The organism is Muricoccus roseus, assembly GCF_900141905.1.
Classification (GTDB): Bacteria; Pseudomonadota; Alphaproteobacteria; order Acetobacterales; family Acetobacteraceae; genus Roseomonas; species Roseomonas rosea.
Genome location: NZ_FQZF01000011.1, coordinates 72,026 through 86,829 on the forward strand (window position 1 = coordinate 72,026; position 14,804 = coordinate 86,829).

The 14,804-nt window shown below is 71.6% G+C and carries 12 protein-coding genes; 7 read left to right on the forward strand and 5 right to left on the reverse strand.

Annotated features, from left to right (window positions below; translation table 11 throughout):
• Positions 1-175 precede the first annotated feature (175 nt).
• The 4 genes from BUB97_RS10920 to BUB97_RS10935 all read left to right on the forward strand — a co-directional run bounded on the left by BUB97_RS10920 (position 176) and on the right by BUB97_RS10935 (position 5,111).
• Positions 176-1,627: a hypothetical protein gene (locus tag BUB97_RS10920; RefSeq protein ID WP_073134652.1), complete on the forward strand. Its 1,452-nt coding sequence runs from the start codon at positions 176-178 to the stop codon at positions 1,625-1,627.
• On the forward strand, positions 1,624-2,493 hold the full coding sequence (locus tag BUB97_RS10925; protein WP_073134654.1) for a hypothetical protein: 870 nt from the start codon (positions 1,624-1,626) through the stop codon (positions 2,491-2,493). Before BUB97_RS10920 ends, BUB97_RS10925 begins: the two co-directional genes overlap by 4 nt.
• A gap of 327 nt (positions 2,494-2,820) precedes the next feature.
• On the forward strand, positions 2,821-3,786 hold the full coding sequence (locus BUB97_RS10930; RefSeq protein ID WP_073134780.1) for a Bug family tripartite tricarboxylate transporter substrate binding protein: 966 nt from the start codon (positions 2,821-2,823) through the stop codon (positions 3,784-3,786).
• A gap of 41 nt (positions 3,787-3,827) precedes the next feature.
• Entirely contained in the window at positions 3,828-5,111 is a 1,284-nt protein-coding gene (locus BUB97_RS10935; RefSeq protein WP_073134656.1) for a hydroxymethylglutaryl-CoA reductase, degradative, read from the forward strand.
• A gap of 23 nt (positions 5,112-5,134) precedes the next feature.
• Here the strand turns inward: BUB97_RS10935 and BUB97_RS10940 are convergent, their stop codons facing one another.
• Positions 5,135-6,391: a hypothetical protein gene (locus BUB97_RS10940; RefSeq protein ID WP_073134657.1), complete on the reverse strand. Its 1,257-nt coding sequence runs from the start codon at positions 6,389-6,391 to the stop codon at positions 5,135-5,137.
• 98 nt (positions 6,392-6,489) lie between these two features.
• Between BUB97_RS10940 and BUB97_RS10945 the strand changes: the two genes are divergently transcribed.
• Positions 6,490-7,497 (forward strand): zinc-dependent alcohol dehydrogenase family protein, encoded by a 1,008-nt coding sequence (locus BUB97_RS10945; RefSeq protein ID WP_073134659.1) that lies wholly within the window; start codon positions 6,490-6,492, stop codon positions 7,495-7,497.
• Between the two features lie 9 nt (positions 7,498-7,506).
• Here the strand turns inward: BUB97_RS10945 and BUB97_RS10950 are convergent, their stop codons facing one another.
• From BUB97_RS10950 to BUB97_RS10960, 3 genes are all read right to left on the reverse strand, one after another.
• Positions 7,507-8,880, reverse strand: a complete 1,374-nt coding sequence (locus BUB97_RS10950; RefSeq protein ID WP_073134661.1) for an aminotransferase-like domain-containing protein — start codon at positions 8,878-8,880, stop codon at positions 7,507-7,509.
• Positions 8,881-8,887: 7 nt separating this feature from the next.
• Positions 8,888-10,213 (reverse strand): APC family permease, encoded by a 1,326-nt coding sequence (locus tag BUB97_RS10955; protein WP_073134663.1) that lies wholly within the window; start codon positions 10,211-10,213, stop codon positions 8,888-8,890.
• A gap of 68 nt (positions 10,214-10,281) precedes the next feature.
• Entirely contained in the window at positions 10,282-11,592 is a 1,311-nt protein-coding gene (locus BUB97_RS10960) for a UbiH/UbiF/VisC/COQ6 family ubiquinone biosynthesis hydroxylase (protein ID WP_175562615.1), read from the reverse strand.
• Between the two features lie 143 nt (positions 11,593-11,735).
• Here BUB97_RS10960 and BUB97_RS10965 point away from each other — a divergent pair, with 143 nt between their 5' ends.
• Both BUB97_RS10965 and BUB97_RS10970 read left to right on the forward strand, forming a co-directional pair.
• Entirely contained in the window at positions 11,736-12,074 is a 339-nt protein-coding gene (locus BUB97_RS10965; protein WP_073134667.1) for a P-II family nitrogen regulator, read from the forward strand.
• 26 nt (positions 12,075-12,100) lie between these two features.
• Positions 12,101-13,450: an ammonium transporter gene (locus BUB97_RS10970; protein WP_175562616.1), complete on the forward strand. Its 1,350-nt coding sequence runs from the start codon at positions 12,101-12,103 to the stop codon at positions 13,448-13,450.
• Positions 13,451-13,791: 341 nt separating this feature from the next.
• Here BUB97_RS10970 and BUB97_RS10975 read toward each other — a convergent pair whose 3' ends face one another.
• Positions 13,792-14,802: an amino acid ABC transporter substrate-binding protein gene (locus tag BUB97_RS10975; protein ID WP_073134669.1), complete on the reverse strand. Its 1,011-nt coding sequence runs from the start codon at positions 14,800-14,802 to the stop codon at positions 13,792-13,794.
• Positions 14,803-14,804: the final 2 nt, after the last annotated feature.

Sequence of the window (14,804 nt, forward strand, 5' to 3'; positions counted from 1 at the left end):
CTTCATGAACCCATTCCCCGGCCGGCAAATCGCGCCGCCGTGAAGCTGGATCGGCCGACGGAATGCGAGCTGTGTCTTTTCTGCAATTGCGCCGTGGCTTTCAGGCGACGATCTTGCACCGCACCCAGCCGGACAGCCCGGCACGGGAAGGAATCGGGGCGTCTGGATGCGTGGGATGGTCGCCGGGATATGGACGGGACTCGGGCTCATAAGCCTGGCCCTCTCCACCGCGCCCGCCCTGGCCCAGAGCCGCCCGAATGCCGAGCGCGAGGCCCTGGTCGCGAACGAAACCGGCCTCGCCGTGCGGGAACTCTACCTGGCACCCGCCACGGAAGCCGACCCCGGCCCAGACCGGCTGGGCGCCGATACCCTGCCGCCCGGCGGCAGCTTCCGGGTGCGGCTGGGCCGCAACCAGCCCTGCAACTGGTCCCTCCGCGCCATCCTGGCGGATGAGACGGTGGAGGAGCGGCGGAACCTCGACCTCTGCCGCAGCGCCCGCGTCACCCTGGGCGACACCTCCGTCCCCGCGCGGGAAGCGGTGGTCAACAACGACACGGATCTCGACGTGCGGGAGATTTACGCCGCCCCGCCCGGTGCCGCCCGCGGCCCGGACCGGCTGGGCGCGGAGATGCTGGCCGCCGGCCGCACCCACCGCCTGCGCCTGGGCCGCCGCCGCGACTGCGTCTTCGACATCACGGCTGTCATGGCCGATGGCTCGGAGGTCTCGCGCCCGCGGGTGGATGTCTGCCGCAGCCCGCGCGTCACCCTGGCCGATCCGGGCCTGACCTGGCGTGACGTCACGGTCGCCAACCGCGCCGGCCGGCCGCTGCACGGGCTGCACATCGTCGCCGCCGGCCGCGGCGGCCCGCTCGATTCCGAAGAGGGCTGGGGCGCCGACCGCATGGGCCAGGAAACCGCGCCCGACGGCGCCACCTTCCGCCTGCGCATCCGCCTGCCGGGCTGCGAAGCCGATTTGCGCGCCACCTATGAGGATGGGGCGGCCGAGGCGAAGCGGGGCGTGAACATCTGCACCACCAACCCTGTCACCTTCGACGGCAGCGGCATTCCCCGCCCGCCGGAGCGGCCGCTAACCCTGGTGAACCGCCATGGTGCGCGGATCGACGAAATCTACGTCTCCTCCGCCACCGAGGGCGACTGGGGCCCGGAGCGCCTGCCCGGCGGTCTCGGGCGGAACGACCGCCAGACCCTCTCCGTGCCGGTGGAGTGCGTGGCGGACCTCCGGGTCGTCTTCCCCAGCGGCGGCGCGGAGGAGCGGCGGGAGGTGAATATCTGCCAGACCCCCGTGATCGCCATCCGCCCGGGCTGGACCATCGCCCAGCGCCTCGATGAGGGCGAGGAGGACGACGACGGCCCCCGCCCCGGCAGCGTGCGCCTCCGCAACACGGCCCGCCTGCCGGTCGTGGAACTCTATATCGACGCCCCCGGTGCCCCGCGCGGCGAGGACCGGCTCGGCGCCACCGTGCTCGGGGCGAATGAGACGCTGGATGTCGCCCCCCCGGACGGCGGCGGCTGCCCCGCCCGCCTGACCGCGGTGTTCCGCGACGGGCGCGAGACCACGCGTGACCCGATCGACCTCTGCGCCGGGATCGAGGTGCCCCTGCCATGACCCCCTTCCTCCGCCCCTTCCTGGCCGGGCTCGCCCTTCTCGCCGCTCCCCTGGCCGCGCCCCCGGCCGCCCAGGCCCAGGCACCCGAGGCGCCGGTCCCGGCCGCCCTGCGCGGCGCCTGGTTCCAGGGCGAATGCACCGCCCCCTCCGCCATGCTCGCCCTCTCTGCCCGCGGCGCGGCCCGGGTGCCGGCAAGCGGCTCCGGCCGCCTGCTGCGCTTCACCGAGGCGCGGCGGCTCGAGCCTGGCTGGACCGTTGCCACCGCCCGCGGCGCCGAGGCCCCGCGCCTGATGTTCCGCGCCGCCGGCCCCGCGCTGGAAACCGCCGAACCCAACAACAAGACCCGCGACGACCGGCTGCCGGGCGACGCCCCCCTCACCACCTGGCGCCGCTGCCCCACCACGCCCCTTTCCTTCGCCGCCCAGGGCGAGGGAATCGCCTTCCTCGGCGCCGTGGAATCGCTGGAGGCGGCCTGCGGGCCAGAGACGGGCAGCGTGACCGACTGCGCCACCGCCCTCATCCGCGCCGGGGACGTCTCGGGCGACAACCTGCTGGGCTCCGCCGAGCTGGCCCGCCTGTTCCGGGGCGCCACCTGGCTCCTCTCCCTCCAGGCCGAGGCAAGCCCGGAACTCTCCGGCCTGACCAACACCGCGGGCACCATGGGCGGCGTGCTGGCCGCGCGGGTGATGATGGAAAGCCTGGACTATGACGGCGACGGCCGCCTCTCCGCCCGCGAGCTCACCCAGGACCGCGCGGTGCTGGCCACGGGCGGCGAAGCACGGGGCCGCCCCCTGGCCCTGGAACGCCTCTCGGAAGGCGCGGCCCTGCTGCGGGGCATCATCGAAGGGCTCCTCGGCAGCGAGTGAGCCTTCCGGTTCCGGCGCGCCGGAAGTTCCGAAGAGAGGGCTCCGCCCTCACCCGCCAAGGGCCGGAGGCCCTTGGAACCCCGTCTGACTGCCGTGGATACCCCGGATTTGTGGGGTCTCTGGTTGCCGGGGCTTTCCTGCACTTGCAGTCGCCTGAGGTCCAAGACCTCAGGCGGACCGCCAGCCGAGTGAGTTCAGGTTCCTCACCTGTCCTAGCAGTTTGACTGGGACAGTACCGCGGATAACCCGCCGAACTGTCCCTTTCCGACTGCAGGCGAACTGGGACACCCTGACGTCAAACACAAGACGAAGCAGGGAATGTCCAGCATGTATCGCCGCACTCTCCTCGGCACGGCTCTCGCCGTGCCTGCCCTTGCCGCCCGCGCCCAGGGCACGAACTGGCCCGATCGTGCCATCGCCCTTGTCGAGGGCTATCCGCCCGGCGGCGTGACCGACCTCGCCTCCCGCGCCGTGGCCGAGCCGATGTCGCGCAATCTCGGTGTGCCGGTGGTGGTCGAGAACCGGCCCGGCGCGGCCACCTCCGTCGCCGCCACCTATGGCGCCCGGGCCCGGCCCGATGGCTACACGCTGGTGATGGGCACCACCACCCTCGCCATCAACCAGACCCTCCAGCCCAACCTCACCCCGAAGGATCCGGCGCGCGAGCTGGAGCCGATCGGGATGGTGTTCCGCACGCCCTTCATCCTGCATGTCCATCCCTCCGTGCCCGCCGGCAACACGGCGGAGCTGATTGCCTACTGCAAGGCCAATCCGGGCAAGGTGCTGTTCGGCTCGCCGGGCACCGGATCGGTCAGCCATCTCTGCCTCGAGATGTTCCGCGCCCGGGCGGGGATCGACATCGTGCATGTCCCCTATCGCGGCGGGGCGCCGGCCGCGCTCGACCTGCGCCAGGGCCGCATCCATGTCGTGTTCCAGGCGATCCAGGAGGCCGCGACCACCTTGTCGGATGGCGGCACGAAGGGCCTGGCCGTGACGGCCAACGCGCCGCTGCCGAACTACCCGAACCTGCCGCCCGTCTCGAACACCCTGCCGGGCTTCGAGGTTTTCTTCTGGCAGGGCCTCTTCGCCCCGGCCGGCACTCCCGCCCCCATTGTCACCCGCGCCGCCGCCGCGCTCCGCGCCGCGACCGACGACCCCGCGCTGCGCGCCCGCATGGCCGAGCAGGGCGTGGAGCTCGTCTCGGGCGATGCCGCGGCGCTGCGCGCGGCGCTGGTGGGCGACACGAAGAAGTGGGGCGACGTGATCCGCGAGGGCAACATCAAGCTCGAATAGTGCCGGCCGCCCTTCCTCATCGCCCATACCCGGACAAGACCATGAGCATCAGCAACCTGACCTCCCGCATCCCCGGCTTCCACCGCATGAGCACGGCCGAGCGGCTGGAGGCGGTGGCCGCCTTCTCCGACCTGGACGAGACCACGCGCGCCCAGCTCGCCGCGCCGGGCAATATCGACACGCATCTCGCCGACCACATGATCGAGAACGTGGTTGCGACGCTATCCATCCCGATCGGCGTGGCCACCAACATGCGCGTCGACGGCAAGGACGTGCTGGTGCCGATGGCGACGGAGGAATCCTCCGTCGTCGCCGCGGTCTGCAACTCCGCGCGGCAATGCTACGACTCCGGCGGCTTCATCACCTCCGTCTCGGGCACCCTGATGATCGCCCAGGTGCAGCTCGTCGGCGTGACCGACCCGGAGAATGCCAGGCTCCGCATCCTCGAACACCGGGACGAGATCGCGGCCATTTGCGACCGGTGCGACCCGATGCTCGTCCAGCTCGGCGGCGGCTTCCGGGACCTGGAGGTGCGCATCGTGGATTCGCGCGGCGGCCCGATGGTGGTGACGCATCTCATCGTCGATACGCGTGACGCCATGGGCGCCAACACGGTCAACACGATGGCCGAGACCCTGGCGCCCTCCATCGAATCCTGGACGGGCGGCAAGGTCTTCCTGCGCATCCTCTCCAACCTCGCCGACCGCCGCCTGGCCCGCGCCCGCGCGACCTGGCCGGCGGAGGCCATCGGCGGCGAGGCGGTGCGCGACGGCATGATCAGCGCCTACCACTTCGCCGAGGCCGATCCCTACCGCGCCGCCACCCACAACAAGGGCATCATGAACGGCGTCTCCGCCGTGGTGCTGGCCACCGGCAACGACACGCGCGCGGTGGAGGCGGGCGCCCATGCCTATGCCGCCCGGAAGGGCCGCTACACCAGCCTGACGAGCTGGGAGGTGACGGCGGATGGCAGCCTCGCCGGTTCCATCGAGATCCCGCTTCCCGTCGGGCTCGTCGGCGGCGCCACGAAGATCCACCCGACCGCCCGCGCCTGCCTAAAGATCCTCGGCGTCTCCACCGCCGCGGAGTTGGCGCGCATCATCGCCGCCGTCGGCCTCGCCCAGAACTTCGGCGCCATGAAGGCCCTGGCCACCACCGGCATCCAAAAGGGCCACATGGCCCTGCACGCGAACAACGTCGCCATCGCCGCCGGCGCGGTGGGGGACGAGGTCGCGATGCTGGCCGCCATCCTGGTGGAACGCCGGCAGGTCAGGCAGGACGTGGCGACGGCGGAGCTGGAAAGGATGCGGGCAGGCGCCGCCTAGGACGACCTGCCCGCCGCGCGGGGCTACAGATACACCCCGCTCCTCGCCCCCTCGCGGATCGAGGCCTCGCTCAGATGCGGCCCGGCCAGCTCGTCATGCCGGACGGTCCGTGTCTCGTTGAGGATCTTGCCCCGCTGGTTTCCCTCCAGCGTGCCGAAGGTGGAGAGGTTCACGCGCCTCGGCGTGCCGCGCAGGATCACGCCCCAGCCCTGCGCGTTGCCCCGCACGCCCACCATGTCCCCGCAACAGGAGGCGGCGATGGAGATGTTCTCCGCGCCGCCGCCGATCAGGATCCCCGCCAGCGCACCGGGGCGCATCACGCCGTTATCCCCGACGAGCAGGCCGGACAGGGCCGCGCCCTTCCCCGCGGCCAGGGACATGCCCTCCCGCGCATTGCCGTAGATGCGGCAGGCGGACAGGGCGAGGTCCCCCCGCCAGGCATCCTCCGTCAGCAGGCCCGCGCTGCCCAGGGACGAGCCGAACCAGGAGGTGACGGCCTCGAACCCCTCGCCGGCCCGGAGCTCCACGCCGCCCTTCGCCGTATGGTCCGTCTCGAGGTCCTGCGCGAAGGCCCATAAGGGATAGGAGCCCCCATCCGCGATGTCGTCGCGCATGGCGTAGCCGCATCCACCACCCAGCAGCGCCGCCTTGCTCACCTCTACGGAGTAGCTGTAGCTGTTCTGGTCGATGGCGTCGTATTCCGGGCTTTCGGGCTCCGCCGAGACCAGGTCTTCCACGATGCAGCGGTACAGCGCGGTGGCGCGGCAGCGCGCCAGGAACTGAAGCCCCTTCCGCCCCCGCAGGTTCCGCAGGTGCAGCCGCCTGATCCGGTGCTCGGCACCGCCCCGGACCAGCACGCCATCGCCCATGCCATGGATGAGGATGTTGTCCAGCTCGCAGAAGGCCGGTGACGCTCCGTCCTCATCCTCGATCGTGATGGCGGCCCCGCCGGTGACCCGCAGCGCATCGGGCGTGCCCCAGCCGGCGGGCCGGATCATCATGTTCGCGATCGACATGTACTGGTTGCCGCGCAGCGAGAGCACGGTCGCCTGGGCGGGATCGCCGTGCCACTCCACCGTGTTCGCCCAGGGTGCCGAACCCCAGAAGCGCTGCCCGGCCAGGCGGAACGCCACCGTCCGGTTCAGGCGGAGGGGCTGGCCGTCGCCAGGGTCGAAGAAGATCTGCCGCGTGGTCCGCGCCAGCTCCGTCAGCCGGGCCGTATCCTCCTCCACCGATCCGGAGGGCTTGATGACCCCGATCGTGCTGTCCGTGATGACCATGCGGAACCTTCCTGATCTTGGGCGGGCCAGGCCGCGGCCGGGCATGACGCCTCCTGCCGCTTCCAGCGTTTAGCCCTGGCTTGGGTTGGAGAAGCCGGATGCGAGTGATGGTGGTGCAGGCCCCCGGAGGGCTGGACAGGCTGGAGATGGTGGAGCGCCCCGATCCCGGCCAGCCGGGCAAGGGCGAGATCCGGGTCGCCCTGCATGCGAGCAGCCTGAACTACCACGATTACGGCGTCGCCACCGGCCGTGCCCGGGCGGCGGATGGCCGCATCCCGATGGCCGACGGCGCCGGCGTGGTAGAGGCGGTGGGCGAGGGCGTGACGGAATTCGCCCCCGGCGACCATGTGGTGTCCTGCTTCTTCCCGGATTGGCAGGCCGGTCCTCCCACGGTCGCGGACTTCTCCCGCACCCCCGGGGATGGGATCGACGGCTTCGCGCGGGAGCATGCCATCCTCCCCGCCACCGCCTTCACCCGCGCCCCGCGCGGCTTCAGCCATGTTGAGGCCGCGACCATCACCACCGCGGGGCTGACCGCCTGGCGCGCTCTGGTGGTGGATGGAGCGCTGAAGCCCGGGGACACGGTGCTGGCACTGGGCACCGGCGGGGTGTCCATCCTCGCGCTGCAGCTGGCGAAGATGATCGGCGCCCGCGTCATCATCACCTCCTCCTCGGACGAGAAGCTGGAGCGGGCCCGGGCGCTGGGAGCCGACGAAACGATCAACTACCGCCAGACCGCGAACTGGGGCGCGCGCGTCCGCGAGCTCACCGGCGGCCGCGGCGTGGATCACGTCGTGGAGGTCGGCGGCCCCGGCACCCTCCCCCAATCGATCGAGGCGGTGCGCGTCGGTGGCCATATCTCCCTGATCGGCGTGCTCACCGGGCGGGGCGGCGAGATCCCCACGGCCCTGCTGATGGCCAAGCAGGCCCGCCTCCAGGGCCTGATCGTCGGCAGCCGGCGCGACCAGCAGGATTTCGTCCGCACCCTCGACGGCGGCGCCCTGCGCCCCGTGATCGACCGCGTCTTTCCCCTGGAGGGCCTGGCCGATGCCTTCCGCTACGAGGAAGGCGGAAGCCATTTCGGCAAGATCGGCGTGGAGTGGTAGCGGCGGGTCTCAGCCGCCCGCCAGCCGCTCCCGCAGGAAGGCCAGGAAGCGCGGATCGCTGGCATGGGCCACGTTGATCCGCAGCATGGGCGGCCCACCGCCCCGCTCCGGGCTGAACACCGAGCCCGGCGCGAGGAAGATGCTGCGGGCCGCGGCCTCCCGGGCGATGGCCGCTTCCTCCACCCCCTCCGGCAGCGGCGTCCAGAGATAGAACCCGCCGCCGGGCGGGCGGGGCGGGTGCAGGCCCACGGCCCGCAGGTCACGCAGCGCCGCATCCGTCGCCCGCTCCACCCGCGCCCGCAAGCGGCGAAGGTGCCGGAGGTAATGCCCGCCCGCAATCAGCCCGGCGACCATGCGTTCCGCGTATTGGGAGGTCGCGACCACGGTCAGCAGCTTCATATGCCCCAGCGCCATCACCACGCCGGGCGAGGCCGCGACAAAGCCCACGCGCAGCGAGGCGGAAAGGGTCTTGGAGAAGGTGCCGACATGCAGGACCCGCCGCAGCCCGTCCAGCGCGGCCAGGCGCGGCGCCGTCGCGGGCAGGAGGTCGGCGAAGGGGTCGTCCTCCACGATCTGGAAGCCATGGCGCTCCGCCAGCTGGAGCAGCCCATGCGCCACGGCGGGCGAAAGCGTGCCGCCCGTTGGGTTATGCGCCAGGGACTGGGTGAAGAAGGCCTTGGGCCGCGCCACCGCCAGCTTGGCCGCGAGATCCTCCAGGTCCGGCCCGTCCGGCCGGCGCCGCACCCCCAGGATGCGCGCCCGCGCCAGCCGCAGCTTGCCGAAGAGCGGGTAGTAGCCGGGGTCGTCCACCAGCACGGCGTCGCCCGGCTCGATCATCTGGCGGATGATGAGGTCCAGCGCGTGGTTGGCGCCCTGGGTCAGCAGCACCTGCTCCGGCGCGCAGGGAACGGCGCGCTCCTGCAGCGAGAGCGCGATCCGCTCCCGCAGCGGCCCGTAGCCCCAGGCGCTGCCATAGTCATGCGCCTCGCCGCGCCCGCCCAGGCGGGCGGCCCGGGCGAAATGCGCGCCTAACTCGGATTCCTCCATCCAGGCCGGGGGCGGGCGGCCCTCGCCGGGGCGCACGGCGTAATGCGCCTCCGTCTGCTCCCGCAGGAGGGAGACGAGGTCCAGGGCCTCCGCCACGTCCGGCGGGGGGCGCTGCACGGCCCGGCGCTCCCCGGCCACGACGAAATACCCCGAGCCGCGCCGGGCCTCGAGATGGCCGGAGGCGACCAGCCGGTCATAGGCCCCGGCCAGGGTGTTCTTCGAGACGCCATGCTCCCGCGCCGCATCCCGCACGGAGGCCACGCGCTCCCCCAGGCGCAGCGCGCCGGCCTCGATGGCGGAGGCCAGCCGCTCGACGATGGCGCCGGCCTTGCCCACCCGGCGCTCAGGCCTCCTGCGGCACGCCGCGCGGGCGCATGATGGCGTAGAGGCCGAGGATCACCAGCAGGATCACCCCCGCCAGCGCCGGCGCCCGCCAGTCCCCCGTCGCCACGCGGTTCCCCAGCAGCGTCAGGCAGACCACCGAGCCGAGCGCCGGCACGAAGGAGGGCACCTCGAAGCCGCCGCGCGCCTCGCCCGGGCGGCGCTGGAGCACGAGAAGCGCGCCGTTCACCACGGTGAACACCGCCAGCAGCAGCAGCACGGTGGCCGAGGCGAGCTGCCCGATATCGCCCGCCAGCACCAGCGCCACGAGGATGACGAAGAGCGCGGCGATGGCAACATGCGGCGTGCGGGTGCGCGGATGCACCCGCGCGAGCGCCCGCGGCAGCAGCCCGTCCCGCGCCATGCCGAAGAGGAGGCGGGAGGCGGTGACATAGTTGAGCAGCGCCGTGTTCGCGACGGCGAAGACCGTGATGGCCACATAGCCCCAGCCCGGGAACCAGGGCGCCGCCACCGCCGTCACGGCCGAAAGCGGCGAGGGCGCGTGGGACAGCTCCTGCCAGGGCACGACCGACACAGCCGTGACCGCCACGGCCATGTAGAGCAGGGTGGCCACCACCATGGCGGTGACGATGCCGAAGGGAACGGTGCGCGCGGCGTCCTTGCATTCCTCGGACACGTTCAGCGTGTCCTCGAAGCCGATGAAGGCGAAGAAGGTGAGGATGGCGCCCGAGAGCAGGAGGGAGGCCGTGATCCCGTCCGGGGAGGGCGTGGCCATCAGGTCCACGCTGCCCCAATAGGGAATGCCGACCAGGATGACGAAGGCGAGGCCGAGGAACTCCACCGCCGTGCAGAGCACGTTCAGCGCCATGCTCTCCCGGATGCCGCGGAACACCACGCCCCCGATCACGAGAAGGAACCCCAATGCGACGATCAGGGGCGGCACGCCGGCCGGGACGAGGGAGAGCAGGTTCACCGCCACCACGCGGGACTGGGTGGCGACGGAGGTGAGGCCCGAGGCCATCACGGCGAGCCCGACCACCCAGGTCAGCAGCCGCATCCCGAAGGCCCGCTGCGTGACATAGGCGGCGCCGCCCGCGCGGGGATAGCGGGAGCCGAGCGAGGCATAGCTCAGCCCGGTCAGCAGCGCCGCGACCATGGCGACCGCGAAGCCCAGCCAGACCGCATTGCCCAGCTCGCCCGCCGCCCGGCCGACCAGCCCGTAGATCCCGGCCCCGAGCATGCCGCCCAAGGTGTAGGCGAAGAGCTGGAACGGGCCGATGGTCTGGCGCAGTCCCGGCTCCTCCCCCGCCATGTCCGTCTCCGACATCCTGCCGGCCCTCCCGCTGAGATGAACCAGCGTTTATCCGGGGTGCCGGGTTGTCCAGCACCCCCGCTTTAGCCGGCGGGCAGGATGCCCCGCCCGGCGAGAAGGCTGGAGGCGGCGCCGCCCCCCAGCCCCATGGCCTGCCGGGCGAAGAAGGCCTTCAGCGGCGAAATCCGGTCCACCGCTGCGATCCCGAGGCGGCGGGCGATGCGGATGGGCGCGATGTCGTTGCCGAAGAGCCGCTCCAGCGCATGGGTGGCGCCCAGCATCATCAGGGAATCCGGCCGCCGCGCCGCCTGATAGGCGGCAAGGAGGGCGGGGCCGCCGACATCCTCCCCCGCCGCCCTCGCCGCGATGACCAGCTCTGCCAGCGCCGCCACGTCCCGCAGGCCGACATTCAACCCCTGGCCGGCAATGGGGTGGATACCATGCGCGGCGTCTCCCACCAGGGCCAGCCGCGTATCGACGAAGCGCATCGCCTGCAGCGCCGAGAGGGGATAGGACCAGCGGCCGCCAACCAGCTTCACCCGCCCGAGATGCTCGCCCATCCGCCGCGTTACCTCGTGCGCGAAGGCCTCGGGCGGCATGGCCATGAAATGGGGGGCCAGGTCGCTCCTCTCCGACCACACGATCGCCGAGGCATGGGGGAAGCCCTCCCGCGCCGCCTGGGAGCGCTCCCCCTCTCCCTCCGGAGAGGCATCGGCCAACGGAAGCTGAGCGAAGGGCCCGTTGGGCAGGAAGGCCTCCAGCGCCGTGCCGTCATGCGGCCGCTCATGGGCGATGGCGCAGACGATGCCGGAGGTGCGGTAATCGAGCCGCGCCGCCCCGATGCCCGCCCCGCCGCGCAGGGCGCTGCGGCGCCCCTCGGCCGAGACGGCCAGCCGCGCCCGGATCACGCTTCCATCCGAAAGCCGGGCGACCACCCCTTCCGCCCCCCGCTCCAGCGTGGCCGTCATCGGGGCGAGCACGCGCAGATGAGGCAGGCCGGCCAGCCGGGCATTCAGCGCCACCCGGAGCGAACGCGCCTCGACCATCCAGCCGAAGGCCTCCTCCCCCATGCCCGCCGCGTCGAAGCGCAGGCGCAGGCGGGAGGGGCGCTCCCCCGGGCGGCCATCCGTCACGTCGATGCCCGTGATGGGGCAGGGCGTCTCCGGCAGCAGGTCCCAGAGCCCGGCCGCCGCGAGCAGGTTCCGGCTGCCGGCGGCGATGGCATAGGCACGGCCGTCGAAGGCCGGCAGTTCCATCGGCGGCAGGGCCTGCGCATCCACCACCGCCACCGAAAGCCCCGCCGTCGCCAGGGTAGCCGCCAGGGTCCCGCCCGCCGGACCGGCCCCGATCACCAGCACTTCCAGGTCGGTCGTCTCGGTGGGGGGCGGCATCATCGGGCGGTCCTGCATCACGGCGCGCTGTTCTGCCCATCATTTGGGCAGTGCGCCAGATCCCGCCAGCCCCAGGGGTTGTAACGGCGTGGCACGCAACTCGCATCCCTCCCCCTGTCCAAGCGGAGGAAGGGGGCCGCGACACGATGAAGTTGGTGATGGCGATCATCAAGCCGTTCAAGCTGGACGAGGTGCGCGAAGCGCTCACTCCGCTCGGCGTGCAGGGGCTGACCGTGACCGAGGTGAAGGGCTTCGGCCGGCAGAAGGGGCAGACGGAGATCTACCGCGGTGCGGAGTACCAGGTCTCCTTCCTTCCGAAGCTGAAGATCGAGGTGGCCGTGCCGGCGGAGCTGGCCGATGCCGTGGTGGAGGCGATCGCCACCACCGCCCGCACCGGCAAGATCGGCGACGGCAAGGTCTTCGTGCTGGATCTGGAGCGCGCGCTCCGCATCCGCACCGGCGAGACCGATGCGGGGGCCCTGTGACGACAATGGCGAACAAGGAAACGACGATGCGACCCCAACTGCGCGGCTGGGCGATGGCCGCGGCCGCCGCCGCCACGCTCCTGGCCGGCCCGGCCCTGGCGCAGGACGCCCCGGCGGCGGATGCGGTGGTGAACACGGGCGACACCGCCTGGATGCTCACCTCCACCGCGCTGGTCCTGATGATGACCATCCCGGGCCTCGCGCTCTTCTACGCCGGCATGGTGCGCAAGAAGAACATCCTGGCCACCCTCATGCAGTCCTTCGCCATCACCGCGATCGCGACGATCGTGTGGATGGTGGTGGGCTACAGCCTCGCCTTCGGCGAGGGCGGCGCCTATGTCGGCGACCTGTCCAAGCTGCTGCTGCGCGGCGTGGCCGAGAACTGGGACAAGCCCTTCACGCTGGGCACGGGTGACTCCGCGGTGGCCTTCACGGTCCCCGAGACGGTCTTCCTGATGTTCCAGATGACCTTCGCCATCATCACCCCCGCCCTGGTCACGGGCGCCTATGCCGAGCGGATGAAGTTCTCGGCCATGGTGCTCTTCACCATCCTCTGGCTCATCGTGGTCTATGCCCCGGTCTGCCACTGGGTGTGGCACCCGAATGGCTGGATCTTCGGCCTTGGCGCGCTCGACTTCGCGGGCGGCACGGTGGTGCATATCAATGCCGGCGTGGCGGGCCTGGTCTGCGCCCTCGTCCTCGGCAAGCGCGTGGGCCTCGGCCATGACAACATGGCGCCCTTCAACCTCGGCCTCGCCGTGATTGGCGCCTCCATGCTGTGGGTGGGCTGGTTCGGCTTCAACGCCGGTTCCGCAGGCGCCGCCGGCGGCCGCGCGGGCATGGCCATGCTGGTGACGCAGGTGGCCGCCGCCGCCGCGGCGCTGGCCTGGGTCTTCGCGGAATGGGCCGTCAAGGGCAAGCCGTCCGTCCTCGGCGCCATCTCCGGCGCGGTCGCGGGCCTTGTCGCGATCACCCCGGCGGCGGGCTTCGTCCTGCCGGTGCCGGCGCTGATCATCGGCGTCGTCGCGGGCCTGGCCGGGTTCTGGGGCGCCACTGCGCTCAAGCACTGGTGCGGCTATGACGACAGCCTGGACGCCTTCGGCGTGCACGGCGTCTGCGGCATCGTCGGCGCGCTGCTGACGGGCATCTTCGCCTATGGCCCGCTCTCGGCCACCACGGCGCTGCCGGAAGGCGTGTCCGGCAGCACCGGCCAGCTGCTCATCCAGGTGTATGCCGTGGTCGCGGTCTTCGTCTTCACCGCCATCGCCACCTGGATCCTGCTGAAAATCGTGGACGTGATCGTCGGCCTACGCGTGACCGAGGAAGAGGAGCGCGAGGGCCTCGACGTCTCCCTGCACGGCGAGCGCATCGGCTGATCCTCACCGGCCCATCGGCCTGAACCGAAAGGCCCCGGCGGATCGCTCCGCCGGGGCCTTTTCCTTTCCGGGGTCCGCCCTGCGAGGGCTCCGCCCTCGACCCGCCAAGGGCCTGAGGCCCTTGGAACCCCTTCTGACTGCCGTGGATACGATGATCGAAGGGGTTTCGGGTTAGGGGTGCTGATCCTGCCTTTGCAGTCGCCTGAGGTCATCGACCTCAGGCGCACCGTCAGCCGAGCGATTCCAAACTTCCAGAAAAAGATGATGGTGAGGGGTCCGGGGAGAGGAAGAATTCCTTCTTCCTCTCCCCGGGACAAACCGTCAGCTCAGGACCCTAACCCTCAGCGGAACGGAATGGCGTACATCAGCCCGCCCGCGTTCCACAGCCCGTTCAGCCCGCGCTGCAGCTTCAGCGTGCTGCCCCCGCCCAGATGGCGCTCGAACACCTCGCCGTAGTTCCCCACGGCCTTGATGGCGTTCAGCATCCAGCGGTTGTCGAGCCCGAGCCGCGAGCCGAACTCACCGCTCGTGCCCAGCAGGCGCTGCGCCACGGGGTTCTGCCCGGCCGCCATCTGGTCGGCATTGGCCTGGGTGATCCCGGCCTCCTCCGCTTCCACCAGCCCGTAATGGACCCAGGCCACGATGTTGCTCCACTGGTCGTCCCCGCTGCGGGTGAACGGGCCGAGCGGCTCCTTCGAGATGGTCTCGGCCAGCACCATGTAATCCGCCGCGTTCGGTGCCGCCGTGGCCAGCGCCCCCGCGAGAGCCGAGGCATCCTGCGTCATCGCGTCGCACCGGCCGGAGAAGAAGGCCTGGTACATCGTGTCCACCCGCTCGAACACCACGGGCTGGAAGCGGATGTTGCGGGCACGCGCCACGTCGCCCAGCGTGACCTCATGCGTCGTGCCCTGGGCCACGCAGACGCTGGCGCCGTCCAGCCCCTTCACGTCGCGCACATTCGCGTCCCGCCGCACGGCGAAGCCCTGGCCGTCATAGAAGTTCACCGGCCCCGCATGCAGGCCGATGGAGGCGTCGCGCAGGAAGGTCTGGGTGGAATTGCGCAGCAGCACGTCCACCTCGCCGGATTGCAGCGCGGTGAACCGGTTCTGCGCGGTCAGCCCAACGAAGCGCACCTTCGTCGCATCGCCCAGCACGGCGGCGGCGATGGCACGGCAGTAATCCGCATCCAGCCCGCGCACCTCGCCGCGGCTGTCCGGCACGGAGAAGCCCGCGAAGCCGGTGGAGACGCCGCAGGCGAGCGTGCCCCGCTGCTTCACCGTATCCAGGGTTGCGGCCTGGGCCGCGCCGCAAAGCCCAATGGCGGCGCAGGCCGCCAGCAAGAGACGCTTCATGG

What these genes read in the sequence shown, in the direction of transcription:
- BUB97_RS10920 (WP_073134652.1), top strand. Translation starts at nt 176, where the DNA reads ATGGTCGCCGGGATATGGACGGGACTCGGGCTCATAAGCCTGGCCCTC.
- BUB97_RS10925 (WP_073134654.1), top strand. Translation starts at nt 1,624, where the DNA reads ATGACCCCCTTCCTCCGCCCCTTCCTGGCCGGGCTCGCCCTTCTCGCC.
- BUB97_RS10930 (WP_073134780.1), top strand. Translation starts at nt 2,821, where the DNA reads ATGTATCGCCGCACTCTCCTCGGCACGGCTCTCGCCGTGCCTGCCCTT.
- BUB97_RS10935 (WP_073134656.1), top strand. Translation starts at nt 3,828, where the DNA reads ATGAGCATCAGCAACCTGACCTCCCGCATCCCCGGCTTCCACCGCATG.
- BUB97_RS10940 (WP_073134657.1), bottom strand. Translation starts at nt 6,391, where the DNA reads ATGGTCATCACGGACAGCACGATCGGGGTCATCAAGCCCTCCGGATCG.
- BUB97_RS10945 (WP_073134659.1), top strand. Translation starts at nt 6,490, where the DNA reads ATGCGAGTGATGGTGGTGCAGGCCCCCGGAGGGCTGGACAGGCTGGAG.
- BUB97_RS10955 (WP_073134663.1), bottom strand. Translation starts at nt 10,213, where the DNA reads ATGTCGGAGACGGACATGGCGGGGGAGGAGCCGGGACTGCGCCAGACC.
- BUB97_RS10960 (WP_175562615.1), bottom strand. Translation starts at nt 11,592, where the DNA reads ATGATGCCGCCCCCCACCGAGACGACCGACCTGGAAGTGCTGGTGATC.
- BUB97_RS10965 (WP_073134667.1), top strand. Translation starts at nt 11,736, where the DNA reads ATGAAGTTGGTGATGGCGATCATCAAGCCGTTCAAGCTGGACGAGGTG.
- BUB97_RS10970 (WP_175562616.1), top strand. Translation starts at nt 12,101, where the DNA reads ATGCGACCCCAACTGCGCGGCTGGGCGATGGCCGCGGCCGCCGCCGCC.
- BUB97_RS10975 (WP_073134669.1), bottom strand. Translation starts at nt 14,802, where the DNA reads ATGAAGCGTCTCTTGCTGGCGGCCTGCGCCGCCATTGGGCTTTGCGGC.